The 26,023-nt window shown below is 51.1% G+C and carries 23 protein-coding genes; 21 read left to right on the forward strand and 2 right to left on the reverse strand.

The window, feature by feature from the left end; genetic code table 11:
- Positions 1-2: 2 nt before the first annotated feature.
- The 11 genes from AC0LWN_RS08595 (at position 3) to AC0LWN_RS08645 (ending at position 15,164) form a co-directional block, all read left to right on the forward strand.
- Positions 3-1,817: an adenine deaminase gene (locus AC0LWN_RS08595; protein ID WP_474664268.1), complete on the forward strand. Its 1,815-nt coding sequence runs from the start codon at positions 3-5 to the stop codon at positions 1,815-1,817.
- Positions 1,818-2,123: 306 nt separating this feature from the next.
- The gene (locus AC0LWN_RS08600; protein ID WP_474664270.1) at positions 2,124-2,576 is read left to right on the forward strand and encodes an IDEAL domain-containing protein; all 453 of its coding nucleotides are present in this window, start codon (positions 2,124-2,126) and stop codon (positions 2,574-2,576) included.
- Between the two features lie 646 nt (positions 2,577-3,222).
- On the forward strand, positions 3,223-5,532 hold the full coding sequence (locus tag AC0LWN_RS08605) for an FMN-binding protein (protein WP_474664272.1): 2,310 nt from the start codon (positions 3,223-3,225) through the stop codon (positions 5,530-5,532).
- A gap of 225 nt (positions 5,533-5,757) precedes the next feature.
- Positions 5,758-6,714 carry a 3'-5' exoribonuclease YhaM family protein gene (locus AC0LWN_RS08610; RefSeq protein ID WP_474664274.1) on the forward strand — a complete coding sequence of 319 codons (957 nt, stop codon included), beginning with the start codon at positions 5,758-5,760 and terminating at the stop codon, positions 6,712-6,714.
- Positions 6,715-6,951: 237 nt separating this feature from the next.
- Positions 6,952-8,277, forward strand: a complete 1,326-nt coding sequence (locus AC0LWN_RS08615; protein ID WP_474664276.1) for an ABC transporter substrate-binding protein — start codon at positions 6,952-6,954, stop codon at positions 8,275-8,277.
- Positions 8,278-8,344: 67 nt separating this feature from the next.
- Positions 8,345-9,229 carry a carbohydrate ABC transporter permease gene (locus AC0LWN_RS08620; RefSeq protein ID WP_474664278.1) on the forward strand — a complete coding sequence of 295 codons (885 nt, stop codon included), beginning with the start codon at positions 8,345-8,347 and terminating at the stop codon, positions 9,227-9,229.
- The gene (locus AC0LWN_RS08625) at positions 9,229-10,056 is read left to right on the forward strand and encodes a carbohydrate ABC transporter permease (protein ID WP_474664280.1); all 828 of its coding nucleotides are present in this window, start codon (positions 9,229-9,231) and stop codon (positions 10,054-10,056) included. Before AC0LWN_RS08620 ends, AC0LWN_RS08625 begins: the two co-directional genes overlap by 1 nt.
- A gap of 54 nt (positions 10,057-10,110) precedes the next feature.
- Entirely contained in the window at positions 10,111-11,595 is a 1,485-nt protein-coding gene (locus tag AC0LWN_RS08630; protein WP_474664990.1) for a glycoside hydrolase family 32 protein, read from the forward strand.
- Positions 11,596-11,631: 36 nt separating this feature from the next.
- A complete protein-coding gene (locus AC0LWN_RS08635; protein ID WP_474664282.1) occupies positions 11,632-12,594 on the forward strand; it encodes a carbohydrate kinase family protein in 963 nt (320 codons plus the stop codon).
- 12 nt (positions 12,595-12,606) lie between these two features.
- The gene (gene gtfA, locus AC0LWN_RS08640; protein ID WP_474664284.1) at positions 12,607-14,073 is read left to right on the forward strand and encodes a sucrose phosphorylase; all 1,467 of its coding nucleotides are present in this window, start codon (positions 12,607-12,609) and stop codon (positions 14,071-14,073) included.
- Between the two features lie 116 nt (positions 14,074-14,189).
- Complete coding sequence (locus AC0LWN_RS08645) at positions 14,190-15,164, forward strand: LacI family DNA-binding transcriptional regulator (RefSeq protein WP_474664286.1); 975 nt, start codon at positions 14,190-14,192, stop codon at positions 15,162-15,164.
- Between the two features lie 317 nt (positions 15,165-15,481).
- On the opposite strand, the gene AC0LWN_RS08650 is transcribed toward AC0LWN_RS08645, so the two are convergent.
- Positions 15,482-16,156, reverse strand: a complete 675-nt coding sequence (locus tag AC0LWN_RS08650) for a 3'-5' exonuclease (RefSeq protein WP_474664288.1) — start codon at positions 16,154-16,156, stop codon at positions 15,482-15,484.
- A 147-nt stretch (positions 16,157-16,303) separates the two neighbouring features.
- Here AC0LWN_RS08650 and AC0LWN_RS08655 point away from each other — a divergent pair, with 147 nt between their 5' ends.
- The gene (locus AC0LWN_RS08655; RefSeq protein ID WP_474664290.1) at positions 16,304-17,074 is read left to right on the forward strand and encodes a tetratricopeptide repeat protein; all 771 of its coding nucleotides are present in this window, start codon (positions 16,304-16,306) and stop codon (positions 17,072-17,074) included.
- 58 nt (positions 17,075-17,132) lie between these two features.
- Here the strand turns inward: AC0LWN_RS08655 and AC0LWN_RS08660 are convergent, their stop codons facing one another.
- The gene (locus tag AC0LWN_RS08660; RefSeq protein WP_474664292.1) at positions 17,133-17,681 is read right to left on the reverse strand and encodes a GNAT family N-acetyltransferase; all 549 of its coding nucleotides are present in this window, start codon (positions 17,679-17,681) and stop codon (positions 17,133-17,135) included.
- 287 nt (positions 17,682-17,968) lie between these two features.
- On the opposite strand from AC0LWN_RS08660, the gene AC0LWN_RS08665 reads away from it, so the two are divergent.
- From AC0LWN_RS08665 to AC0LWN_RS08705, 9 genes are all read left to right on the forward strand, one after another.
- Entirely contained in the window at positions 17,969-18,868 is a 900-nt protein-coding gene (locus tag AC0LWN_RS08665; protein WP_474664294.1) for a LysR family transcriptional regulator, read from the forward strand.
- Positions 18,869-18,988: 120 nt separating this feature from the next.
- Positions 18,989-19,870, forward strand: a complete 882-nt coding sequence (locus tag AC0LWN_RS08670; protein WP_474664296.1) for a transporter substrate-binding domain-containing protein — start codon at positions 18,989-18,991, stop codon at positions 19,868-19,870.
- Between the two features lie 33 nt (positions 19,871-19,903).
- Positions 19,904-20,689, forward strand: a complete 786-nt coding sequence (locus AC0LWN_RS08675) for an amino acid ABC transporter permease (RefSeq protein WP_474664298.1) — start codon at positions 19,904-19,906, stop codon at positions 20,687-20,689.
- On the forward strand, positions 20,686-21,396 hold the full coding sequence (locus AC0LWN_RS08680; protein WP_474664300.1) for an amino acid ABC transporter permease: 711 nt from the start codon (positions 20,686-20,688) through the stop codon (positions 21,394-21,396). The genes AC0LWN_RS08675 and AC0LWN_RS08680 overlap by 4 nt, the downstream gene beginning before the upstream one ends.
- Positions 21,393-22,145 (forward strand): amino acid ABC transporter ATP-binding protein, encoded by a 753-nt coding sequence (locus tag AC0LWN_RS08685; RefSeq protein WP_474664302.1) that lies wholly within the window; start codon positions 21,393-21,395, stop codon positions 22,143-22,145. Before AC0LWN_RS08680 ends, AC0LWN_RS08685 begins: the two co-directional genes overlap by 4 nt.
- Positions 22,146-22,156: 11 nt before the next feature.
- A complete protein-coding gene (locus tag AC0LWN_RS08690; RefSeq protein WP_474664304.1) occupies positions 22,157-23,173 on the forward strand; it encodes an LLM class flavin-dependent oxidoreductase in 1,017 nt (338 codons plus the stop codon).
- Between the two features lie 5 nt (positions 23,174-23,178).
- On the forward strand, positions 23,179-24,360 hold the full coding sequence (locus AC0LWN_RS08695) for an amidohydrolase (RefSeq protein ID WP_474664306.1): 1,182 nt from the start codon (positions 23,179-23,181) through the stop codon (positions 24,358-24,360).
- A complete protein-coding gene (gene solA, locus AC0LWN_RS08700) occupies positions 24,357-25,535 on the forward strand; it encodes an N-methyl-L-tryptophan oxidase (protein WP_474664992.1) in 1,179 nt (392 codons plus the stop codon). Before AC0LWN_RS08695 ends, solA begins: the two co-directional genes overlap by 4 nt.
- Positions 25,535-26,011 carry a DinB family protein gene (locus tag AC0LWN_RS08705; protein ID WP_474664308.1) on the forward strand — a complete coding sequence of 159 codons (477 nt, stop codon included), beginning with the start codon at positions 25,535-25,537 and terminating at the stop codon, positions 26,009-26,011. The genes solA and AC0LWN_RS08705 overlap by 1 nt, the downstream gene beginning before the upstream one ends.
- The last annotated feature ends 12 nt before the right edge of the window (positions 26,012-26,023 follow it).

Below are 26,023 nucleotides of genomic sequence, written 5' to 3' on the forward strand. Positions count from 1 at the left end.
GAATGGAAGTCATGTCTTTTCAAAGAAAACCGCTCGCGGATTGTGTGCCTGAGCTTGTGGCTACAGCCCGCGGCGATCAGCCGGCTACCTTGGTCATCACTGGAGGCAAGCTGGTCAACGTCTGCTCCGGCGAAATATTGGAGGGGATGTCTGTTGCTGTGCAGGGAGGCCGTATCGCCTATGTTGGCAAAGACGTCTCGCACATGATCGGCCAGCACACGCAGGTCATTGAAGCAGCCGATAGATACATTGCTCCGGGGTTGCTGGACGGACACTGCCATATCGAGAGCACCCAGCTTACCGTGACGGAATTTGCCCGTGCAGTGCTGCCGCTGGGGACTACCGGGGGCTTCTTCGATGCGCATGAGATTGCCAATGTCTTCGGGCTGAAGGGCATCAGGCTGATGCTGGATGAAATGCGCGGGACACCGCTGGCCGCATACATGCAGGTGGCTTCCTGCGTGCCTTCGGCGGGTGCGGATTTTGAGACGACCGGGGCTTCAATTGGACCGGAAGAAGTGGCGGAAGCCTATACCTGGGGTTCGGATGTTATCGCCTTGGGCGAAGTGATGAACTTCCCCGGCGTAGTCTATGGCGACGAGAAAATGCTCGGCGAAATTCAGGCGACGCTGCGGGCAGGCCGATATGTGGATGGGCATTTCACCTGGCCGGCGGGTGACTGGAGGCTTCCGGTATATGCGGCTGCGGGCGTAACCGGCGACCATGAATGTGTTACAGCCGAGGATGTGATTGAGCGCGTCCGTCTGGGCATGTATGCCAAAATGCGCCGCGGCTCCGCCTGGCACGACGTGGCGAAGACGATCACCGCGCATACGGAGCACGGGCTGGACCCGCGCCGGATGCTGCTTGTGACCGACGACCGCAGCTCCGAATCGCTGCGTGACGAGGGCCATATGGACTTCGTTGTGCGCCATGCGATCTCGCAAGGTGTAAAGCCGGTTACCGCCTTCCAGATGGCGACGATCAATACTGCTGAGCGCTTCGGAGTTGCCCGCGATATCGGCTCGATTACGCCTGGCTCATGTGCCGATATTATTTTGCTTGATGGAAATCTGGCGGATGTTCATGTGGTTATGACTATAGCATCAGGTGTTGTGGTGGCTGAGAATGGCAGAATGACCGCTGAGCTTCAAGCGTATACCTATCCGGATGAAGTGCTGGCCTCTGTTCATTTGCCGCAGCTTCCTGTGGCTGAGGATTTTGTGATCCATGCCCCGGTTGAATCGGGCAGTCTCTCCACTCGGGTCATCAAGGTGATTGAGAACCATGTGGAGACCGGGGAGCTGATTATGAAGCTGCCTGTAACGGATGGCAAACTGCAGGTCGGCAACGGACTATGCAAAATAGCAGTATTTGAGCGTCATAAAGGGACTGGAAATAAATCGGTGGGTGTTGTAGCGGGAATCGGCTTCCATGAGCCGGCGGCTATCGCCATGACCGTTGCCCATGACAGCCATAATGTGCTGGTGATCGGCAATGATGATGCCCTGATGGCCGAAGCAGCCGGAGCAGTTGCGCAAGCACAGGGCGGTGTGGCTGTGATTACAGCCGGAGGAACCACTTTGTTCCCGCTGGCGATTGCCGGACTGATGTCCGCTGAGCCTTTTGAAATTGCAGCGGCCCAGTCGGCCGCCATCAGCAAAGCGCTGTATGATTCGGGCTGCACGCTGAATTATGCATTTATGACCTTGTCCCTGCTGGCTCTGGCGGTTATTCCTACACTGCGGATATCCGATAAAGGCCTGGTGCGGATTTCTCCAGAAGAGGGAATTCAACTGGTGTCCCTTTTTGTGTAAAGAGCAACATGTGAATGAATGAAGCCTTTCATTAAGATGAAAATGAATAATTTTGCCTGGCCTCTATTGCTTTTGGAGAGGATTTATCCCTCGACAACAGTTTAAATAGAGGCCTTTTTGAATTTAAGGACATAAATTAACCATTTCATCACATTTAGAAACATGGTTTATTAAATTTTAACAAAAACCATTAACAATCCATACAGAATGGACGATAATAATTTTAAATTAGTTTAAATTGTTGTCATATCATGATTTTGCAGAAAAGTTACAGAAAGCCCAAATAAGAGGAACGGGGTGTATGAGATGTTGAGATTGGATACACAGGACATCGTGAATATCACCATGAAGCAAATTGCAAGTATTTTTAAAATGAAGCCGGTTGAACTGAGATTTGTCAACGATTTTCAGGGGGAGCAATATCTCTTGACGAACGATAAGCTGCATCTCAGCAATCAGCATTATTGGGCCAAGGTGATGGATTGTGTGTTTGATAATCATGTGCGGCCGGTTCTGATGTGTGAGGTGTTGTACTTCCTGCGGAATGAATTTTTGGAGAGTGACATCAAGCTCAGATTCTCATACGATTTCTCGGACGGGGCGAATGGCGAGGCGGTGGCTTCGGCGGAGGTCAGCTTCAATGATACGCCGGAATTGCAGCCGGAAGAGATTGCTGAATTGATTGATCTTGCGCTTGCTATGCAGGATAAGCAATGGTTCGAGGAACTGACGGCCAAATACAAGCAGTTGACGGTATGAGCTTTATGGTTAATGCATAGATCCAGCCGCGGGCATTTTTGTTTACAATTTGCTCTAATAAATCCGGTGTGGTGCTTAAGCGGCTTGCGGGCCGAAGCGAGTGCTCCTTGAGCGTATATATGGGCGGGGACGGGCTCCATTTAGCGGCTGGTTCGGCCATCGTAAAGCCTATTTTCTAAAAGCATGACATCATTTCAGGATATCACATCAGGTATCAAAAGCGCAGTGTAAGATATCACATTGCTTTCATAAGACGGAGTAAATGGGAGAATCTGTGAGATAAAAGCAATGTGCTTTTTGTGTTAATTGCAAAATAGTGATGTTTCTTATAGGGTATGTGATTTTGTATACAGAGAAGGTAAGGATAAATTTGATACCATCAAGCCACAAATTACCACTAGCAGACTTGAATCCTTTTATGTGAATTTATTCACCTTATTATGTGAATTGTTTCACCTTTTACAAAAACATATAATTGGATGCAATTTTTCGTACACGGGATGGGTCGCGCAGGAATGGGAAAGGGGGGATGACCTCTTATGAAGAGACATGATGTTCTTCGTAAGAAGGGATGAGAGATGAGCATAGCAGTGAATCGTTTTGAAGGGCTACATACTACTGGGGATATGGTAAAGGAGAATACGCAGTGAAAAAACTAATTTCTTTGACTGTCAGTGCAGCCTTGCTGCTCGCACCATTCGTGTACACGATTAATGCACCAGCTTTGAACTTGAAGGTAGATGCGGTTTCGGCAGCTTCTGAAGAAGCACCGGCAGCACCAGCCAAACCGGCAGCAACACCAAAACCGAAACCAACGCCAAAAGCGACGGAAAAACCGAAACCAACGCCAAAACCGACAGCCAAACCGAAACCAACACCAAAAGCGACTGCTAAACCGGTAGCAACGCCAAAAGCAACTGCCAAACCGGCAGCAACGCCAAAAGCCACTGCGAAACCGGCAGCAACAGCTAAAGCCACTGCGAAGCCTGCAGCAACAACCAAACCTGTTGCCACAGCTAAGCCTGTTGCCACAGCCAAACCGGTTGCTACAGAAAAACCTGTAACGGTAAAACAAGCTGTGTATCAGGACGGAGTATATGTAGCTTACGGCAATGCTTACTCCAAAGGCACTGAAGGCGCTAAAGTAACCATCAAGGATGGAAAAATTGCTGATATTGAGCTTATGAGAACCAGTCCGAAGATTATTGACAAAAATGCCCGCGACAACTACAGCGGCGTTTGGGCAGCTTACGGATTGATGAAAGAAAGACTGCTCGGCAAAACAAGAGACGGCGCAGCAGCAGTAGATGCTGTTTCCGGCGCAACCCGCTCCAGCAACGGCTGGAAGCTCTCGGTGGACAGAGCGTTCGAAAGATCACTGGAAGTGAAACCGGCAAATGCTACTTATTTCCCTGGCGATCATATGGGTGTTGATCCGGAAGGCAAATATGCTGTATTCGCCAGCTATGATGCGAACAAACTTACTGCGGTTAAACTGTATCCGCTTACTGCAGCCGGAGATTTCGTGGATGAGAAAGCCTACACTCCAGAACAATCTGCAGCCATTGCGGCAATTACACCAGTACTGCTTGCACAAGGTTCTTCCGCACAGCCGGTAGCCGGCTATGAAGCTGATTCCAAGGCTGCGATCAACGCCTTCTGGGATGCAGAACAAAATGCTACCATCAACAACACTTCCGCTTACATTGACGGATTCTACTCTTCCTACGGCACTGCAAGAAGCGTGGGTGTTGAAAGAGCTGATGTAATCATCCGCAACGGCAAGCTGGTTGACGTGAAGCTGTACAGACTTGGCACGAACCTGATCGACAGAGGCGCATCTGCTTATGCTGAAGTTGTTAAGGCCAATGCTCCAATGACTGCAAAATTGCTTGCTAACGGTTCTTATATTGCTAATTATAATGAAAAGGTAGACGGAATTTCCGGAGCTACCGAAAGCAGCCACGGCTGGAACCAGGCTGTAGAAAGAGCCTTCGAGAAAGCGCTGAAGGTTCCAACGGAAGGCCAGTACTTCGACGGCAGATTTGCCGGAGTGGATAATGCCTCTAAGATCTTCCTGCTGGTTGATGTTGCGGCAGACGAAGTAACGGGAGTTAAATTGAGCTTCTTCGGAACAGACGGCAAACTGATTGCTGACGATAAGCTGACCCCTGAACAAAAAACGCTGGCTAACCAGCTTACAGCTGCAATGCTGGATAAAGGCGTAGATATGGATTATGTAAACGGTCAAGAAACCTTGTCCGCAGCAGCAAAAGCAGCCCTGGTTGACGCTCTGGCCAATGCTTCCAAAGTCCAAGGCGCTTATAAAGACGGTACCTTCACTGCTTACGGTGACGCTTATGACAAAGGAACGAACAAAGCCGAAGTTACTCTGCGCAACGGTAAAATTGTTAATGTTGCTCTGAGCCGTGTGGGCATGAACATGGAAGACCTGGGCAAAAACGCTTATGCTGAAGTACAAAAAGCGATTCCGCAATTGACCTCCAGCTTCATTGCCGCAGGCACCAGAGAAGGCGTACAGGAAGTAGATGCTATTTCCGGTGCGACCAGCAGCAGCAAAGCATTGAAAACGGCTGTAGATAGAGCCTACGGAAAAGCTGAAGTTGCAGAAGCTAACAAAGCTGCTTACTTTGACGGAGTTTTCATCGGAGCAAGCACTGATAAGTCGGTAAATGTTATGGTTTATGTCAAAAACGGTATTCCTGTAGATATGGTTCTCTACTTCCTGGATTATGCAGGCAAAGTAAAGGGACTTAATCAATTGACTGACGCTGAAAAAGCAGTAAAAGCCGAGATTGAGACCACCTCGTCCGGTTCCGGTCTGCACAAGTACGGATATCGTCCGGCTGCATTCGGTGCGAACGATGATGAGAAAGCAGTCTCTGCCAAGGTGGTAGAAGCGATCAAAGCTGCGCTTGAAACAGCCGGCAAATAGTTTTCCTGCTAAGCAATGGGTTGTCTCTGGTCATGCAAATGGCCGGGGATGGCCCTTTTTTTAATTAGGAGAACCCGCCGTATACGGCTTATGATAGGATTGGACATAAATACCGTTGGCAATCGTATAGTAATTGTATAGTTATTTAAAGGGATTTCGGAGGTGAATGTCTAAAGTTACATATACACAGCAGGTTTAGGTCTGCTAGTAATGGGAGGCTCCAAAATGACACTAATTAAACAGCTATCTCCGCAGGATGAATTTGTCGGCTTTTACCTGTTACGGGAGCTGGCAATCAAACAAACAAACGGTACTCCTCCGAAGGATTATTTTGATATTGTTCTGGGTGATTCCAGCGGCCAAATTTCTGCTAAATATTGGGATGCCAGCACGACCGATAAAGAAACCTTTTTTCCGATGGCGCTGGTCAAGGTACGCGGCATTGCGCATACCTACCGCGAGAAATTGCAGGTCAAGATTACCAAGATCAGATTGGCTAATGAAACGGACGGCATTTCACTTACCGATTTCATCCGTTCCGCTCCGATTCGTCCAGTAGATCTTATTTATACGATCAAGGCGGCTATGGGCAGTATTGCGGATCAGGAGATTGCAACGATTGTTTCCTTTTGCGTGGGCAAGGTAGAGGAGAAATTAATGCATTATCCGGCGGCAAAAACCCATCATCATGCCTACTTTGCCGGACTTGCTTATCATATGGTCAGGATGCTGGAAATCGGCGATTTTCTCTGCAAGCAGCGTCCGTTCCTGAACCCCGATCTCATGAAGGCGGGCATCATTCTGCATGATATCGCCAAGCCGGAGGAGATGATCTCCCAGTTTGGCATTGTGTCCGATTATAGTGTGCAGGGCAAGCTGATCGGCCATATTTCTATGGCTTCGAACTGGATTACGGAGGCGGCGATCCGCTGCGGCATTGATTTGGAATCGGAAAAGGTGCTCGCCCTTCAGCATCTGGTTCTGTCTCATCATAACTTGGGTGAGTGGGGCAGTCCGGTTCAGCCGCAGACGGCGGAGGCGGTAGCCCTGCACCATATTGATACGATGGATGCCAAGCTGCAGATGGTGGAGGATGCGCTTGATACGACACCTGAGACGGAGGAATGGACGCCGTTCATCCGGGGGCTGGAGAATAAGGCAGTATACCGGATGAAGATTTAATTTCCTTTAGCCGTCGATATTCATGTTAACAGCCACCTGCTTTGAGCAGGTGGTTATTTAATATCTGCCTTAATACATAGGCCTTGCCCCGCTTATCTCAGCTTCACGCGCTACTTTGCGCAAATTTTATGTTAAAGGATTGACATATGTTAAACCTTTGACATATAATCTGTTTGAAGATGATTTGAAAGTGTTTTCAAATCTCTTTATACAAACTAACGATGGGGGAATGTAAACATGAAAGGATTTAAAAAGGTATCTTTAACAGCGCTTACTTTAATATTATCCGCCTCCTTGTCTGCCTGTGGAAGCAGCGGCAACAACCAAGCCACCACCTCTTCAAATAGCTCCAGCCCGGATAAAAGTGTCAAGATCACTTTGCTAAATTCCAAAGGTGAAATTCAAACCCAATTAGAGGATGCGGCCAAGAGCTTTCATGAGGCATATCCTGATATCACACTGGAAATTCAGCAGGTGCCTAGCGGCACATCGCCTTTTGAAAGGGCTTCCACTCTTTATGCCTCCGGCAATCAGCCTACCATGATTATGCTGGATACCGGGGATGTAGCTAAATTTAAGGACCGCATTCTTGATCTGAGCGCTGAGAAGTGGAATGGCGACGCTATTGACAATGCGCTTGATCTGACTACGTTTGACGGTAAAAACTATGCTTTCCCGCTAGCGGTTGAAGGGTATGGCCTGATCTACAACAAAGCAGTCCTGGACAAAGCTGTAGGAGGGAACTTTGATCCTGCTTCGATCAAAACCACTTCTGCACTAGAGGAGCTGTTCAAGAAAATAGAAGCCAGCGGAAAGAAAGCCCTCACCATTTCTCCAATGGACTGGTCGCTTGGTGCACATTATCTTCCTCTCTCTTATGGAGGGCAGAGCAAGGACAGCAAGGAGGTTGCAGGCTTTATCAGCTCTCTTAGAGCAGGAACTGTGGATTTGGCCTCCAACAAGGTATTTAACGGGCTGATGGACACCTTTGATGTGATGATGAAGTACAACATGGATCAGGCCTCTCCGCTTTCTCCAACTTATGAGAAGGGACCAGAAGTACTGGGCAAGGGTGAAGTAGGCATCTGGTTTATGGGCAACTGGGCATGGCCGCAGATCAGCGGCTTTGATACAGCCAACAAGCAATACGGCTTCCTCCCCGTGCCAATCAGCAATAATCCCGATGATTATGGCAACACCCAAATTTCTGCTGCTGTAAGCAAACGTATTGTTGTAGACAAGGAGAAAACGACTCCGGAGCAGCAAGCGGCGGCCAAAAAATTCTTTGACTGGATCGTGTATGAACAGGCCGGACAAGACTTCCTGGTGAATAAAGCCAACATCGTCCCTGCCTTCAAGAATATTACTATGGAGACACCGGATCCGTTAGGCAAGTCGATTCAAGCCTATTTGGCCGCAGGCAATGTGGAGCCGTCTCTGAGCGATCTGCCAGCCGACCACTGGACCAAGGTGGGGGCATCCATGCAGAAATATTTGTCCAAGTCCGGCGACCGGGCCACTTTGGCTAAAGAAATTCAGGAATATTGGAGAACAGTAAAGTAATGTGATTCTGCCGGCGGGGCTTTTTCCGGCCCTGCCGGTTTTCAACACGAAGGAGAGTGAACATGCGATGATTGGAGAAAAAGGCTTTTGGAACCGGCTGCGGCTGCGGCTTCTGTTTACCGGGCCTACCTTGTTTGCCTTTTTGACCGTAATGATTATTCCTTTTCTCTACGGCATTTACTTAACCTTTACGAACTGGGACGGCATATCTGTTGCCCATACTTTGGTCGGCTTCCAGAATTACGGATCGGTTTTTGCGGACTCAGAATTTTGGAGCTCCTTCGGGCTTACACTCAAATACGTGCTGTTTACCGTGGTGCTCACCAATGTATTGGCCTTCTTGCTTGCTTATGCTCTCACCAAAAGCGTCAAGGGCCAGAATGTGTTCCGGGCGGGATTTTTCATGCCAAACCTGGTGGGCGGCATCGTGCTGGGTTTTATCTGGCAATTTATTTTTAATAATGTACTGGTCTACCTGGGGCAAAAAGCCTCCATCGGCATCTTCAGCGCATCCTGGCTGGCTGAACCGGACAAGGCCTTCTGGACGCTGGTCATTGTTACCGTCTGGCAGTATGCCGGGTATATGATGGTGATCTATGTGGCGGGTTTAACCGGTGTGCCGGCCGATATTCAGGAAGCCGCCAGCATCGACGGGGCCAATAGCTGGCAAAAGCTGATCCGTATGACCATTCCCATGATGGTGCCCTCGTTTATCGTATGTCTTTTTCTGTCGCTACAGCGCGGTTTTATGGTCTATGATCTGAACCTGACTCTGACTAAGGGCGGACCATTCGGCTCCACACAGCTTGTGTCCATGCACGTCTACCAAAAAGCCTTCCTGTCGCGGGACTACGGTGTCGGCCAGGCTGAGGCGTTCGTCCTGTTCCTGCTCGTGGCCGTAATCACATTGCTGCAGGTATATTTCAGCAAAAAGATGGAGGTGGAAGCCTGATGCGTCTCCAAAGACAGCTTGGCTCAGCAGCAAGATTCATTGTACTCGCTATACTGCTGGTTTTATTTCTCGTTCCCTTTTTGCTGCTGATGCTTAACTCCCTGAAAGAAAACGCGACGATCACTTCTAACCCGCTGGCCCTGCCTACCAGCTTTCAGTTTACTAATTACAGCAATGCCTTTAAGCAGATGAATTATGTAGACGCGTTCACCAATACCATTATCATCACGGCCTTCAGCGTCATTCTGATCGGAATTTGCGGCGCCATGACCGCCCACTATTTTGTGCGCAATCCCAGCAGGCTGAACCAGAATACATTTCTGTTTATGGTAGCGTCCATGATTATTCCGTTCCAGGCGATAATGATTCCTTTGGTGAAAATTTACGGCTCTCTCGACATGCTGAACAGCAAATCCTCCCTGATCTTTATGTATCTGGGGTTCGGCAGCTCACTGGCCGTCTTTATCTATCACGGTTTTATTAAAAGCATCCCCAAGGAATTGGAAGAAGCCGCGATGATTGACGGCTGCACCAGAACAAGAATGTTCTTTCAAATTGTCTTTCCGGTACTGGTACCGACGACCGTGACCATCGGGATTCTGAATGTATTATGGATCTGGAACGACTTCCTGCTCCCATCGCTGATCCTGGTTGAGCCTGAACAACGCACTCTGCCTCTGTCCACGTTTTCCTTTTACGGCACCTACACGGTCGATTACGGTCCTCTGATGGCGAGCCTGATGTTAACCATTCTGCCGGTAGTTATTGTGTATTTGTTCGCTCAAAAATATATTATCCAGGGCGTTATGCAGGGTTCAGTGAAGTAGCTTTCTGCGAAACTGAGCGTGAGACAGAAGATTTAAGGAGAGGAGCTTTTGAAAATGAAAGAGGATGCCCGTCCGGCTGCTGACCAGTGGCGGCCGCAATATCATTTTTCTGCGCCGGTTAACTGGCTTAACGACCCTAACGGCATGGTGTATCATAACGGAATTTACCATTTGATGTACCAATATCATCCTGGTGGCATAGAGTGGGGACCGATGCACTGGGGACACGCCACAAGCCGCGATTTGGTTCATTGGGAACATCGGCCTGTTGCTCTTTATCCCGATGAGAACGGGATGATCTTTTCGGGCTGCGCTGTAGTGGACCATAAGGATACCAGCGGTTTTTTTGAAGGGAAACCCGGCTTGATTGCTATTTTTACCCACCATGCAGTCCAGCCGGATACCGGGGCCGTCTGTCAGAGCCAGAGCTTGGCCTACAGCCCGGATGAGGGGCAGACCTGGATCAAGTATGCAAACAATCCGGTGCTGAGGGAGCCTTCGCTTCCAGACTTCCGCGACCCCAAAGTATTCTGGCATGATACGGAACAGCGCTGGGTGATGGTGCTTGCAGCGGGGGATCATATCCGCTTCTATGCTTCGCATAATCTGAGAGAGTGGAGCTATACGGGGGAATTCGGGCGGCAACAAGGCTCCCATCACGGAGTTTGGGAGTGCCCCGATTTATTCGAGCTTCCGGTGCGCAATTGCCCGGGACAAAGCCGGTGGGTGCTGGTGGTCAGCATCGGCGGCTTGCCGGAAGACATTGAAGGCTCACGAACCCAATATTTTCTGGGCCGGTTCGAGGGCGGATGCTTTATCGGCGAAGAGCCGGTGGAGAAGGTCCGCTGGTTGGACGGCGGACGGGACAATTATGCCGGCGTTACCTGGTCGGACACTCCAGACGGCCGCCGAATCCTGCTGGGCTGGATGAGCAATTGGAAGTATGCGGCGGTGCTTCCGGCTGGACGCTTTCGCGGTGCCATGACATTGCCGCGGGAATTGGCGCTTTATCATCAGGGCGGGGAGCTGCAGCTGCGCCAGCTTCCGGTATCCGAGCTGGCCGGGCTGCGGGCGGGCTCTGCCCTCTGGGAAGAGATCACCGTTAGTCCGCAGACCCCATTTAAGCCCGATTTTGCTGCGGAACTGCTGGAACTGCAGATTGAGTGGGAATGGCCGGACATTGTCTCTGAAGCAGGAGTGCGTCTCTGGACGCAGGATGGCCAAGAAACCCGTATTGGCATAGATGCACGGCAAGGTGAGCTGTACATCGACCGGATAGCTTCCGGTGAGAGCAGCTTTCATCCTGACTTTGCTTGCCGTCACAGTATGCCGCTGGCATCCGGCACAGGAGAATCGCCGAAACTGCGAATTTGGGCAGACCGGATATCGGTAGAAGTTTTTGCCGGAGAAGGAGAAATGGCAATGACGGATCTGATTTATCCGGCGGCCGGTCGATTCAGAATGGAGGTATACGCCATCGGCGGACCGATGAAAATCCGCACCTTGAATATGCACAAGCTTCATATAAATCAGAGCTGAACGTTTCACATACCGGATAGCAGTAGGAGGGAGAACATGGTGTTCAAGCTGGATGAGAGAATCAAGCTGCCGGCCGACAGAGAATATGATGTGCTGACAGCGGGAGAGATGCTGGTTGATTTTATATCGGAGGATTATCAGAATACTGCAGGGCAAGGGACTTATCAGCCTTTTTTTGGAGGGGCGCCTTCCAATATCGCAATGAATGTCAGCCGCTTGGGTATCCGTCCTATAGTGGCTTCGGCAGTCGGTAATGACCGGCTGGGTTTTTTTTTGATTGAATCCTTGAAAAAGGCGGGAATTGATACCGGGTGTGTGCAAATTGTACAGGATTCCACCAGTCTGGTGCTTATCACGAAAAGCACGTCCACCCCTGTCCCGATCTTTTACCGGGCCGCGGATTACCAATTGGCCTATACGCCGGAGCTGGAGCAGGCTGTGCTGAAGGCCGGGATCGTGCATTTCTCCTGCTGGCCGATCTCGATGGAGCCGTCGCGGCAGACCATTGACCGGGTGATTGAGGCGGCGAAGCGGCGCGGCATTCCGGTATGCTTTGACCCTAACTATCATCCCCAGGTCTGGCGGAAGGGCGAGGATGGCACGGCCTATGTCAAGAAGATCATCGGCAGGGCGGATATCGTGAAGCCTTCGGAGGACGATGCGGAGCGGCTGTTCGGCAGCGATACCCCCGAGAACCAGGTGCAAAAATACATCGCGCTCGGCGCAGGTCTTGTCATTATGACGCTCGGCAAGGACGGTGCTATTGTCTCGAATGGACAGGAGACGGTCCGGTTTGAGACACTGGCGCATGAGGTGGTCGATACGACCGGGGCGGGCGACGCTTTCTGGTCTGGATTCTATACAGCGCTTGTCAGAGGCGCAACGGTCCGCGAGGCGCTCCGTTCAGGTTTTGCCGTAAGCGCATTTAAACTGAAATTTACCGGTGCAGTGGTTCCGCTGCCCGATTTAAGTACAATACAAGCTGAATACGGATGCTAGGGGGAGAAGACAATGGTTAAAAATCAAGTGCAACTGATTACGTACCCGGACTCGCTTGGTGGGGATTTGAAGTCGCTCCGTCATGTACTGGATGTGTATTTTCCGGATGTGTTCAAGGGCGGGGTGCATATTCTGCCTCCATTCCCTTCGTCGGGGGACCGCGGTTTTGCACCGCTGACCTATCTGGAGATCGAGCCTGCCTTTGGCAATTGGGCGGATATCCGGGCAATCGGGGAGCGGTATGATGTGCTGGTGGATCTGATGGTCAATCATATCTCCTGCCGGTCCCCTTACTTTCAGGACTTTCTGCAGTACGGGCGGGAGTCGCGCTACGCCGATCTGTTCCTTACGCTGGATAAAATCTGGGCGGATGGACAACCGGTGCAGGCGGACATGGATAAAATGTTCCTGCGCCGCAGCAAGCCCTACTCCACTTTCACCATTCAGGAAACACAGGAAGAGCTTCAGGTGTGGACGACCTTCGGCAAGACCGATCCGTCCGAGCAGATTGATCTGGATATCCGTTCAGAGAAGGTCAAACAGCTGTTCATACAATTCTTCACCTGCTTCAAGGAGAACAATATCAAGATCGTCCGGCTGGATGCGGTAGGCTATGTGATCAAAAAGCTGGGCACCAGCTGCTTTTTCGTTGAGCCGGAGATTTATGACTTTTTGGACTGGATCAAGGAACTGGCTGATTCCCTAGATATCGAGCTGCTGCCCGAGGTGCATTCGCACTATTCGGTTCAATACAAGCTGGCGGAGCACGGCTGCTGGATTTACGATTTTATCCTGCCGTACCGAATTCTTGATACGCTGCTGAACAAGGACAGCCGTGAGCTTAGGGAGTACCTGTGCACCCGTCCGGCCAAGCAGTTCACAATGCTCGATTGTCATGACGGCGTGCCGGTCAAGCCTGACCTGGACGATCTGATCGACACGAAGGATGCCCGGAAGCTCGTGGATACCTGTGTCGAAAGAGGAGCCAACCTGAGCCTGATCTTATCCGACGAGCACAAGGCGCCCGACGGGTTCGACGTCCATCAAATCCGCTGCTCCTATTACTCGGTGCTGAACTGCGATGACGATGCGTATTTGGCGGCGCGGGCGATTCAATTTTTTGCTCCAGGTATTCCGCAGGTATATTATGTCGGGCTGCTGGCTGGTGAAAATGATCTGGAGCGGGTGCGGGAAACCGGCGAGGGACGCGAAATCAACCGCCACAACTATACACTCCCGGAAATCGGGCAATCGCTGGAGAAGGAAGTTGTACAGCGTCTGCTCAAGCTGATCCGGTTCAGAAATGAATACGAGGCATTTAACGGCGATTTTACAGTGGAGGAAGCCGAAGCGAATGAAATCAGACTGACCTGGACGAAGGGCGGATTCCGTTGTACGCTGTACATTAACCTTGATACGATGCGCCCTGAGATTGAATATACGGACGGGGAGGGCGCGCTAACGCTGCTTGAGGTGTAGAGCTGCGCTTTCAGGAGGTACAGGAAGGTGTCAGCGATTCGTTGGTCAGCCAATCTTTTCCTATACGCGCCCGATAAATTATAATAGAGAGACGAGCTTTAGGAAGGAGCAGTGCAATGGCTACGATCAACGATGTGGCGGAAAAAGCCGGTGTGTCCGTGACCACCGTTTCAAGAGTGTTAAATAACCGGGGGTATATCAGCCAGAAGACCCGCGAGAAAGTATATCAGGTCATGGACGAGCTGAAGTATCAGCCGAATGAGCTGGCCCGTTCGCTGCTGCGCAAGCACTCAAATGTACTTGGGCTGATTATCCCTAGCGTGGCGCATCCGTTCTTCGGTGAGCTGGCGAATGAAATCGAATCTGTTGCTTATCAGCACGGGTTCAAGCTTCTGCTATGCAATTCGCAGTTCGATTCCGCCAAGGAGCGGGAATACGTCGATATGATGCGGCGCAACCGGGTGGACGGGATGATTCTCGGCAGCCATACGCTGGAGATCGGCGATTATACCAATTTGAATTATCCGCTGGTCACCATCGACCGCCGGATTGGTGATATTCCGTTTGTTGCGTCGGACAATGAGAACGGCGGCGCTCTGGCGGCCCGTCTGCTGATCGCTAAGGGCTGCCGCAAGCTCGGCCATCTGGCTGGCAATATGAAGCTGGATATGCTGTCCAATCTACGTTCGACCGGCTTTGAGCGTGAGGCGAGACAGGAAGGCGTCAAATTTGTTACCTACCAGACTGAGCTGGATGTCTTCGATGAGCAGATATACAATGAAATTATCCGTAAAATGTTCACTGAACACCCCGACATCGACGGCGTGTTCACGACAAGCGATCTGATGGCGCTGTTCGTGATGAAGTGGTGCCGCACGTTCGGGAAGGAGGTCCCCCGCGACGTACGGATCATCGGCTATGACGATATCCCCGCCGCCTCCTGGTACATGCCCGGGTTAAGCACGATCAGACAGCCGATCAAGCATATGGCCCGGCGGGCCGTTGAACTGCTGCTGGAGCAGATGGAAGACAAGCCGGTAGAGCGGGAGAACGTTCTGCCGGTGGAGCTAGTTGAACGGGAAAGCACCTGAGTTGTTAATTTGGGCAATATCAATTGAAGTGAAATGCTCTGTGAAAAAAGGTGGTCGTAACTGCGGTGAATGTTTGGACTTCCGGCCGCTGTTATATTTGGATTTCCTGATTGAAACCGCTGGCCGCGGTAGAAATCCAAATATAAAGGCGGACGCTATCGCTCCTACAGTTCCAAAATTCCCCTCCGTTCCTTACCCTTTTTAGTAGGTTTCAAGTTCAATAGATATAGAAATGATTGAGTAGCAGGAAGAACCCCCGATCCGCTGGAATGGATCGGGGGTTTGGTGTGTTCGGAAGCGCTGATGGCTGAGCAATTTCAGAAGAAATTGCTCCAGGCAGAGGCGCCTTTTGCCCGGGCGGAAGGCAGCGGAGCACTTTTCTTGGCTGCTGCTTTTTTGGCGGCTTTCTTGGGCGGAGCCTTGAACGGGGTATAGCCGCCCGCATACATCGTTCCGGCCGTATAGCCTTGGCTTCCGGCAAGCAGCAGGGGATCGGAATGTCCATCCATCTCCATCAGCTTGAGCAGTATGGAGGCCGAGGCGCGGGCATCGTCCAGGGCATCATGATGCTTCAGGCCGATTCCAAAATGCTGTGATACTGCATCGAGCTTATGGGAGGGCAGCTCATGAAGTATTTTTTTAGCCAGCAGGTAGGAGCATAAATATTGAAAAGCAGGGTAACTGAAGGCGGTCCCATCCAGACAGTAACGCAGGACACTCATATCAAAGGAAGCATTGTGCGCCACGACGACCTCTCCCTGCAGCAATGGTTCCAGAGTAGGCCACAGCTCGTCAAAGGTTGGTTTACCCTCAACCATCGAAGGGGTGATGCCGTGAATCGCAATATTCATCCCATCAAACCGCTGCTGCGGGTCGATCAGCCATACGTGCTCGGCGCTTATTGCGCCGTCTCTGACTTGAACAAGCCCCAATGCACATGCGCTGGAGCGGCTGGAATTTGCAGTTTCAAAGTCAATTGCTGTGAAATTCATAGATAAAGCCCCTTATCCATTATGTATAGGTTCATATTAAATGAGTAGAAGAGTAAATACAATCTATTGAATTTACAAATTATAGCGAATATGGTAAAAAATCATGTTATGATGTTTTAAATTAATATGGAAAAGAGAGAAAAGGAAATGAATAATACTATTTTTTATGATTTGGGTGAAGAAGAATATTCTAAAGGAAACTATAATACTGCATTATCGTATTTTGAAAAAATACATCCTACAACTTCAGACTGTTTAAACTACATCGGATGTTGTCATTTATATCTTGGGAATTTCGATATTGCTGTCAGTACATTTAAAACTATAAACGTTTTAAAGCCGCTTTGGGAAAGACCTGTTTTTAATCTGGGCAGAGTGCATCTAAAGCTGGGGGAAAAGGCGGAGGCGTTTAAATGTTTTACAAAAGCTTTGGAAATGAATGACCAAAATGAAGATGCACTTTTTTATATGGGGTTATTTTATTTTCAAGATGAAGAATATGAAAAAGCCAAAATATATTTTATGGAGTCATTATTGATTGATGATAATCAATCTGAAACCCATCTGAATTTAGGCATCTGCTACTGGAGTTTGTCTGATTATAACTCAGCTCTGATGCATTTTGATAAAGCATATTTACTTAATAGAACCAGCTTTGATGCTTTATCGAATAAAGGACGTACCCTTATTTTGCTGAAAGACTACAAAGAAGCCTTGGAAGTATTCAAATTAGCATATGATCTTAAGCCTGATGACATTGAGTTTTTGACCGATATTGTATATTGCAATTTGAAATTGAAAAGGTATGGTATCGCTTATGAATGGACAAAAAGGGCCCTGGATTTAGATCCTGACAATGAAAGGGCTAGGAACTTTAAGGTGAAGATCGAGGAAATACTGGGTCTGATTGAGGAATGATATTAAGTGAGAGAAGGTAACTTCTCCCACCACATATTTATGAGTCCACACAAATAGATTAAATGGTCTGTTCTGCCTGCTGTAAAGAGAATGCTTCCAGGTCGAGGCGGTATCCTTTGACCAGGGTTGTGCCGTTCATAATATCCGTCTCGAAGGCCCGCTCGAAGCCGAGTCTCTCGTATAGCTTAATGGCCGAAGCCATCATGTCTGAAGTGTGGAGGTTCAAGGTAGCGGCTCCAAGCTCTAAGGATCTTCTGACAGCCTCATGGATCAGCAAGGCGGCAATGCCGCGGCCCCGGGCGCTCGGTGAAACAGCCAGCAGACGAATAATAGGCGAATGGATGCCCAGCTCCGGTCTGCCGTAAGCCTCCTCTGAGGAGAGGAACAGCAGTACACTGCCAACAATCTGTTGATCTATCTCGGCAATAATCCGTGCTGCTGGAGCTGTTCCATGGACCGACATAAGGATGGAATCGCGGTATTCTATCCAATACGGCTCTGGCAGCACAGCTGAATATTGACCATACGCCTCCAGCAAAACCCCCGCAATGGCTTCACGGTCGGAATCGACTGCTTCTCGAATAATAATCTCTTTTGAGCTGGACATGTCGCGCCCCCTGTTTATCAAATTGAAAGGATTGAGGTTTATTATAATCGACAAATCCGATGAATATAAGTGGGATTCAACAATTCTGATAAATGAATAGAAAAGTTCTATCTTGATTTGTGATTTTTTTAATGGTTTTTCTGAATAATTGCATGAAAAGTCAGTTGACAAAAAAAGGACCTGTGAATAAGATATTAACTAATTCTATAGGGAAGTGCGCTCTTAATTCATTGTTAAACGATTGGAATAGTTTATATTTCTATGAATGTTACTAAGGGGGGCTACGATTGAACATCGAAAATATTGAGGCATTTGTCTATATCAACCATTACGGGAGCTTCAATAAGGCTGCGGATGTCCTGTATATTTCACAGCCCACGGTCACTGCCCGTATTCAGTCGCTTGAGCGCGAGCTGGATTGCAGAGTGTTCGAGCGACAGGGCAAGCAGATCCAGCTCACGGACAAAGGCAGGCAGTTTCTCCCCTATGCGCAGCAAATTCTGCAGGTCTATCAATCCGGCAAGCATCACATCCAATCGAAAGGTCATGTGCCGGATGAACTGAGAATCGGCAGCACAGTATCGGTCTCCAATTATCTGATGCCGCAGCTTCTCCTCCATTTGAAGAGGGCTTATCCGAACCTTAATATCAAGCTGACGACGGCATCCACGGAGACTTTGATTGACAAGCTGAAAGCGAAGGATATTGATCTGGCTTTTATCCGCAAGGTGGTCAATCCGGCAATTCAGGCTTATCCATTCTGCGAGGACCCCATTTCACTGTATGTGTATGCGGGGCATCCGCTGGCTCAGACGGAGACGCGCCGTATTTCCATTCAGAGCATCCGTGAGGAGACGCTTGTTTTCTTCGAATGCGGCTCTTTGGACTGGATGCGGCTGCACCGTGTGTTCGGGAGCATGGAGCAGCCGCCGAATATTGTGTATCAGGTGGATAATCTGGAGACGGCCAAGAAGCTGGTGATTCGAAAAGCGGGCATTTGCTTTCTGCCGGCCTTAAGTGTGCAGGAGGAAGTGGAAGCAGGGACATTGATTCGGGTGGATATTGCCGAGACGGAGGGCATCTCCTTACGGACCAGTCTGATCTCCCTGAATGGGGAGCATGCCGGGTTTATCGAAACTTTGCTGGAGCTGGTGCCGGGCAAACCGCTTAATCGACTTATTATATAAATGGATTAAAAAACTCTATTAGCGCATGGCTACATGCAGTGATAAAGTTAATTGCATATAATCCAACTAAAACTATAGGGATTATAAACAAACCAACTTTCATTCAAAGGGGATAACAAGATGAAGAAGACGATCTTACTGGCCAATTTATTGATTTTGACGCTGGCGATTGCCGGCTGCGGCGCGAATAATAACAGCGCGAACAGCAGCAAGAGCGGCAATGCATCTGGAGCAGCGCCACAAGCTTCGGCAGAAGCATCTGCCGCAACAGATGAGCCGGCCAAAGTGACCAAGATCGTCGTCGGCACAGGCACCGGGTTCCCGAAGGTATGCTACATTGATGAGAACGGCAAGCTGACGGGCTTTGATGTGGAGCTGATTAAGGAAATCGACAACCGTCTGCCGCAATATGAATTTGATCTGCAGACGATGGATTTCAGCAACCTGCTGCTGAGCCTGGAGACCAAAAAGATTGATCTGGTCGCCCATGTTATGGAGAAGAACCCGGAGAGAGAGCAGAAGTACTCTTTTAACAAAGAAGCCTACGCCCACTGGAGAAACCGTATTGTTGTCGCCAAAGACAATGATTCGATTCATTCGCTTGATGACCTGAAAGGTAAAAAGGTGCTGACTGGCGCAACCAGCGCGGAGGCGCAAATTCTGGAGAACTATAACAAAGAGCATGATAATGCGATTAACATTGTCTATCAGAACGGCGCAGCCAATGATACAGTGAGCCAGATTAGCTCGGGACGGGTGGACGCTACGCTCGCTGCAGATTTTGTCCTTCCGATCATTGATCCGCAGAATAAGCTGAAAGCCACTGGCGACGAGCTGTCCTCCGCTGACATCTTGTACGTCTTCCGCAAGAATGATGCCGATTCGCAAAAGCTGTCGGATGCCATTGACGGAGCCATCAAGGAACTGAAGGCAGACGGCACGCTTGGCAAGCTGAGCACGGAATGGCTGGGAGCGGACGTTACCGCAACTACGGTTAAGTGATCATAACGATAACCAGGGGGAAGGGGGTGCGGTATGGGCGCGCCGTTTGATATCAGCTATGTATTCTCTTTTTTGCCAAAGCTGCTGAGTACGCTAAGCACAACACTTCTGATTGTTGCCTGCTCGCTGCTGGTAGGTATCCTTGTTGGATTTCTCATTGCCCTTCCCCGCCTGTATAAGGTGCCAGTCCTGAAGACCTGTGCGGAGATTTATATCTCCTTTTTCCGGGGAACACCGATTCTAATCCAACTGTTCTTGTTCTATTACGGTCTGCCTGAAGTGTTGAAGCTGGTTCATCTGGATGTGACGCGGACGCCGGTGCTGTTCTTTGTGATTCTGACTTACGGGCTGCACAGCGGAGCCTTTATGTCTGAGATGATCCGCGCTTCGGTAACGGCTGTGGACAGAGGGCAGGTAGAAGCGGCGTATGCGTCGGGAATGACGTCCTATCAAGCTTTTTCGCGGATTGTGCTGCCGCAGGCGCTGGGAATCGCAGTTCCAGTATTCTCTAATCTGGTGATTGCGCTGCTGAAGGATACCTCGCTCGCCTTTACCCTTGGAGTGATGGAAATGACAGGGAAGGCGCAGACACTGGGCAGCATCAGCCAGCATTTTATCGAAACCTATATTGCGCTTGCCTTCATTTATCTGGTGATCAGCTATACGATTGAGAAGCTGCTGCTGGTGGCGGAACGGCGACTCTTGCGGCATGAGGCAAGCATCAGTCCTGTGAAAAAAAGGTTCAGGCTGCAAAAAAACAGCTCCTACCGGCAGGTCATTGCAGAGCTGGGATCGGGGAAAGGAGGTAGCGGATTATGAAGCTGGACCCTTCATTTATATGGACGGCATTTCTGCAGATTCTGACTGCAATCCCCACGACACTGTATATTACGATTGTCTCAGTGCTGGCCGGATTCATCATCGGGACTGTCGTGGCTCTCATCCGGATTTACAAGGTTCCGGTTCTGTATCCCCTCGCTGTAGGGTATGTCACCTTTATCCGGGGTACGCCCATGCTTACCCATCTGCTGCTGATCTATTTCGGGCTTCCGATGATTATCGATGGACTGGCGGTTTATTTTGGATGGGGCTTCAGGTCGGTCTCCATTCCGATGATCGGCTTTGCCTATATTTCATTCTCGATTACGGCAGGCGCTTATATGTCCGAGGTGGTCCGTTCCGGTCTGCTGGCTGTGGACCGCGGTCAAATCGAAGCTGCTCATTCCGTAGGTATGACCACGCCCCAGGCGCTACGGCGCATTGTATTCCCTCAGGCTTTGGCGGCGAGCTTGCCCAATCTGTCCAATTCGGTCATCGGCATGCTGCATGGGTCAACGCTTGCTTTTACCGTATCGGTCGTGGAGATCAATGCCCAGGCACAGATTGTAGCCTCGACGAACTGGAAGTTTTTTGAGGCTTATCTGGCGGCGGCTCTTATTTTCTGGGGATTAACGTTTCTGATTGAACGGGCAACCGCCCTGATCGAGAAGCGGATCAATCTATACAATCGAGGTGGAGTCGTATGATTAAGATTGAGCATCTTTCCAAGTCCTTCGGACGCCATCAGGTGCTTAACAATATTGATCTAACCGTTACCAAAGGCGAGGTGGTCGTCATTCTCGGACCCAGCGGCTCAGGTAAAACTACGCTGCTGCGCTGTGTAAATTACCTGGAGAAGCCCAGCGGCGGAGAAATTGCCATCGGTGATTTCAAGGTGGATTGCAAGCATGTCCGCAAGAAGGAGATTCATCAGCTGCGGCAAAAAACGGCGATGGTCTTCCAGCAGTACAATCTGTTCCGGCACAAGACAGCGCTAGAGAATGTGATGGAAGGGCTACTTGTCGTGAAAAAGCTGCCGAAAGAGGAAGCGCGGAGCAAAAGTGTAGCGCTGCTGGAGAAGGTCGGGCTTGGAGCCAAGCTGGATGCTTATCCGAGCCAACTGTCCGGGGGTCAGCAGCAGCGTGTCGGCATTGCCCGCGCTCTGGCGCTGGAGCCGGAAGTGATTCTGTTCGACGAGCCTACATCCGCGCTTGACCCGGAGCTGGTGGGCGAGGTGCTGGCAGTTATCCGTAAAATCGCCAAGGAAGGCATTACGATGATTGTGGTCACGCATGAAATGGGCTTCGCCCGGGATGTGGCGAATCATGTGGTGTTCATGGATGGCGGGGTCATTGTCGAAGAAGGGACACCAGTAGAGGTGTTCAACCATCCACGGGAAGAAAGAACGAAGCAGTTTCTGAAGCGGATCACGCCGGAGCTGAACTATTCCATTTAGGAGGCAATCTCATGTCTATTACAATAAGCGTACTGGATCAAAGCCCAATCTATCCCGGAGAAACGCCGGAGGAAGCCTTTCAGCATACAGTCAAGCTGGCGCAGTTATCCGAGCGGCTGGGCTTCCGCCGATTCTGGGTTTCAGAGCATCATGACTCCGAGCAGGTGGCCGGCTCCTCCCCGGAGGTGCTGATCTCCCATCTCTTGGCGAAGACAGAGAGCATCCGAATCGGCTCCGGCGGCATCATGCTGCAGCACTACAGCCCTTATAAGGTAGCGGAAAATTTCAATGTGCTGGCTACGCTCGCTCCAGGCCGTGTGGATCTGGGGGTCGGGCGCGCACCCGGAGGGTTGCCCCGGAGCACACAGGCGCTGCGGCAGGGAGGAGAAGAAGCGGCTTCCTTGACGGATAAAATTATTGAGCTTGAGAAATATGTGCATAACCGGCTGGAGGAGGAGCATCCGCTGTTCGGGCTGAAGGCGGGTCCGATCCCGGGTACTCCACCTGAGCTTTACGTGCTGGGCGCGAGTGTAGCGAGTGCAGAAATCGCCGCTGAGCTGGGACTGCCGTATGTGTTCTCTTTGTTCATCGGCGGAGACCAGGCGGTGGCTGTGGAAGCGATTCAAGCCTACCGCAGCAGGTTTGACACTTCGCAGGGCAAGAAACCGCATGCGATTCTTGCCCTTGCTGTACTGGCAGCCGAATCAGAAGAGGAGGCGAAGGAGCTGGCCGGGGCGCACAAGCTGATCCGGATTCATCTTGCCAGCGGCAAGACGCTGACGGTTGCAACCCGTGAGCAGGCTGAGGAATTCACGCGGCAGAGCAAGGAAGCCTATACGCTGGAAGAGCGGGAACCGGAGATTACCAAAGGCACAAAGGAATCCGTCCGCGAGCAGTTGCTTGCACTAGCCGAGGCATCCGGTGTTGAAGAGCTTATCGTGACAACCAATGTGCATCCCTTTGAGAAGCGGGTCCGTTCCTTTGAGCTGCTAAGCGAAGCGCTTGCTGAAGTGCCTGCGGAGGCATAGGGGCTATGACCAATACAACACTGAAATTCGGCGCGGAGGCGTTAAGTGAGACCTTGATTGAAATCCGCCGTCATCTGCACCGGCACCCCGAGCTGTCCAATGAAGAATATGAAACGACGAAATACCTCATTTCTCTGCTGGAGCAGGCCGGTGTGACGATTGTTGACTACGGGCTGAAGACGGGAGTTATCGCAGAGGTGGGCGGATTGCAGGGCGGGCCGGTGATTGCCCTGCGGGCCGACATTGATGCGCTGCCGATTCAGGAGGAAACCGGACTGCCCTATGCTTCGCTGTATCCCGGCAAAATGCATGCCTGCGGACATGATTTCCATACAGCAGCCCTGCTCGGGGCTGTCTATCAGTTGAAGCAGCAGGAGAGTCAACTAAAAGGGACGGTCCGCTTCCTGTTCCAGCCAGCCGAGGAAAAGGCAAAAGGCGCGCAGCAGGTCATAGACAGCGGAGCATTGGAAGGCGTTCGCGCGGTGATCGGGATGCATAATAAGCCTGAGCTGCCGGTAGGGACGATTGGGATCAAGAGCGGTCCGCTAATGGCCGCCGCAGATGGTTTTGCCGTGGAGATAAAAGGGGCCGGCTCCCATGCGGCAGTGCCGGAGACAAGTGTGGACCCTATCGTGGCGGCATCGCATATCGTAGCTGCACTGCAAAGCATCGTCAGCCGCAATGTTAGCGCACTACAAAGCGCGGTGATCAGTGTTACTCAGATTCACAGCGGAAATTCGTGGAACATCATCCCCGAGACGGCGGTGCTGGAGGGCACAATCCGCACCTTCGATGAAGCGGTGCGCAGCACAGTGCTGGAGCGCTTCCGGCAGGTGGCGACCGGCGTTGCCGCCGCCTTCGGGGCAGAAGCCAGCGTGCGCTGGATTGGCGGACCGCCTCCGGTCATCAATGATGCTTTGCTGGCGCAGCTTGGGGAGGAGACTTCAGCGGCGCTGGGCTACACTTCCGTGAAGCCGGTGCCATCGCCGGCTGGTGAGGATTTTGCCTTTTATCAGCAGGTGGTTCCCGGACTGTTTGTATTTGTGGGCACTGCCGGTAGCCGGGAGTGGCATCACCCCGCATTCGAATTGGATGAGTCGGCGCTGCCGGTAGCCGCCGCTTTCTTCACCGGCCTCGCCGTGCGTGTTCTCGAACACTACTCTGCTGAAGGAGGTGCGGGAGCATAGCCGTTCACCGGAGTTATGATGTTATTATTGTTGGCGCCGGCTCTATGGGCATGAGCGCCGGATATCAGCTTGCCCGGCGCGGTGTACGAACGCTGCTCATTGATGCGTTTAATCCGCCGCATACGCAGGGAAGCCATCACGGAGAGCCACGGCTGATCAGACATGCCTACAGCGGTGATCCCACTTATATTGATATGGCCCTCCGGGCTGATGCTCTGTGGAAGGAAGCGGAGGAGCAAAGCGGAACGGAGCTGCTTGTACGCTCAGGCGTGCTAAATCTGGCGGACAGCAATGTATATTCCTTCAGCGGCCGTCTTGCGGAAGCAGAGAAGCGGAAGGTAAGGGTCGAGCGGCTGGATGCGGCGGAAATCCGCTACCGCTGGCCGGGACTAAGCATCCCGGATCGCTTCGAAGCGATGTACGAGCTGGATGCCGGATATCTCTACAGCGAGAAGTGCATCGAGGTGTACCGCCAGCTTGCTCTGGCGCACGGCGCGCAGCTTCTGGGGAATACTCCGGTGCAGGATGTGACTGCCCGGGAAGGAAGCGTCACTGTCCATACCAGAGATGGCGACTATCACGCCGCCACCGCTATTCTTAGTGCCGGTGCCTGGTTTGGGACGTTATCGCCGTTTATTACACTGCCGGTTAAGGCGGTCCGCAAGGTGGTTGGCTGGTTTCAGAGCACGCCGGAGTTTAATGCCGGAAGCTTTCCCGGCTTCACGCTTGGTGCCGAGGAAGGCGGATATTACGGCTTTCCCAACATTGGCGGGGCAGGGCTAAAGATTGGCCGCCATGACACAGGCCTCGAGTGGAAGCCGGGCGATCCGCTGCCGCCTTTCGGCAGCGAGGAGAGTGACGAAGGCGACCTTCGCCGCGTGCTGGAAGCCTATATGCCCAGTGCCGCCGGCCGGCTGCTGAAAGGGGCGGTCTGCAAATATGAGCATACACCCGATGAGGACTTTATTATCGACCGCCATCCGGTTCATACGAATGTGCTGCTGGCTGGGGGCTTCTCAGGACACGGCTTCAAGTTTTCCAGCGTCGTAGGCGAAATATTGGCAGATTTGGCGACAACCGGACGGACCGGACAGAATATCCGGCCATTTTCTTTGGCCCGCTTTGACACGTTGCCGGGTCAATCGCAAGCGGGACTTACTTTGGAGGGGATCTAATGAGCAGTGTGCAGATCGAGAACTATTTGAATACTCATCAGCAATTGGTACAGGCGGTAGAAGGCTTGACGGACGAACAGCTTAGGTGGAAAGCTGCACCTTCGAGCTGGAGTGTAACCGAGGTGCTGGCCCATCTGGCCGATCACAGCATCGTGGTTTCGTTCCGCATCCGGGATATTCTGGCGGATACCAAGGTACAGCTTCCGGCTTTTAACCAGGATGCCTGGGTTAACGGACAGCATGCGAATCAGGGGAATGCTGCAGACAGCCTGGAGCTGTTCCGCAGCTTGCTTCATTATAATAGTCTGCTGTTTGGACGGCTAAGCGATGAAGAATGGAAGAAAAGCGGCATTAACTTCAAAGGGGAAACCGTCAGCATTACGGATATTGTCCGCAGCTTTACGGCGCATGTGCAGACCCATCTGGCCCAGATCGAACGGATCAAGCAGGGCGCGGCTGCCGTCTCATTAGGTTAAGAGCAAAGCTCA

Source organism: Paenibacillus sp. sgz302115 (genome assembly GCF_056120445.1).

Bases quoted from the DNA above. Each gene is read 5' to 3' on its own strand.
- AC0LWN_RS08705 (WP_474664308.1), top strand. From the start codon at position 25,535: ATGAGCAGTGTGCAGATCGAGAACTATTTGAATACTCATCAGCAATTG.
- AC0LWN_RS08690 (WP_474664304.1), top strand. From the start codon at position 22,157: ATGTCTATTACAATAAGCGTACTGGATCAAAGCCCAATCTATCCCGGA.
- AC0LWN_RS08600 (WP_474664270.1), top strand. From the start codon at position 2,124: ATGTTGAGATTGGATACACAGGACATCGTGAATATCACCATGAAGCAA.
- AC0LWN_RS08675 (WP_474664298.1), top strand. From the start codon at position 19,904: ATGGGCGCGCCGTTTGATATCAGCTATGTATTCTCTTTTTTGCCAAAG.
- AC0LWN_RS08620 (WP_474664278.1), top strand. From the start codon at position 8,345: ATGATTGGAGAAAAAGGCTTTTGGAACCGGCTGCGGCTGCGGCTTCTG.
- AC0LWN_RS08610 (WP_474664274.1), top strand. From the start codon at position 5,758: ATGACACTAATTAAACAGCTATCTCCGCAGGATGAATTTGTCGGCTTT.
- AC0LWN_RS08625 (WP_474664280.1), top strand. From the start codon at position 9,229: ATGCGTCTCCAAAGACAGCTTGGCTCAGCAGCAAGATTCATTGTACTC.
- AC0LWN_RS08655 (WP_474664290.1), top strand. From the start codon at position 16,304: ATGAATAATACTATTTTTTATGATTTGGGTGAAGAAGAATATTCTAAA.
- AC0LWN_RS08685 (WP_474664302.1), top strand. From the start codon at position 21,393: ATGATTAAGATTGAGCATCTTTCCAAGTCCTTCGGACGCCATCAGGTG.
- AC0LWN_RS08695 (WP_474664306.1), top strand. From the start codon at position 23,179: ATGACCAATACAACACTGAAATTCGGCGCGGAGGCGTTAAGTGAGACC.
- AC0LWN_RS08680 (WP_474664300.1), top strand. From the start codon at position 20,686: ATGAAGCTGGACCCTTCATTTATATGGACGGCATTTCTGCAGATTCTG.
- AC0LWN_RS08650 (WP_474664288.1), bottom strand. From the start codon at position 16,156: ATGAATTTCACAGCAATTGACTTTGAAACTGCAAATTCCAGCCGCTCC.
- AC0LWN_RS08595 (WP_474664268.1), top strand. From the start codon at position 3: ATGGAAGTCATGTCTTTTCAAAGAAAACCGCTCGCGGATTGTGTGCCT.
- AC0LWN_RS08670 (WP_474664296.1), top strand. From the start codon at position 18,989: ATGAAGAAGACGATCTTACTGGCCAATTTATTGATTTTGACGCTGGCG.
- AC0LWN_RS08635 (WP_474664282.1), top strand. From the start codon at position 11,632: ATGGTGTTCAAGCTGGATGAGAGAATCAAGCTGCCGGCCGACAGAGAA.
- AC0LWN_RS08630 (WP_474664990.1), top strand. From the start codon at position 10,111: ATGAAAGAGGATGCCCGTCCGGCTGCTGACCAGTGGCGGCCGCAATAT.
- gtfA (WP_474664284.1), top strand. From the start codon at position 12,607: ATGGTTAAAAATCAAGTGCAACTGATTACGTACCCGGACTCGCTTGGT.
- AC0LWN_RS08660 (WP_474664292.1), bottom strand. From the start codon at position 17,681: ATGTCCAGCTCAAAAGAGATTATTATTCGAGAAGCAGTCGATTCCGAC.
- AC0LWN_RS08615 (WP_474664276.1), top strand. From the start codon at position 6,952: ATGAAAGGATTTAAAAAGGTATCTTTAACAGCGCTTACTTTAATATTA.
- AC0LWN_RS08645 (WP_474664286.1), top strand. From the start codon at position 14,190: ATGGCTACGATCAACGATGTGGCGGAAAAAGCCGGTGTGTCCGTGACC.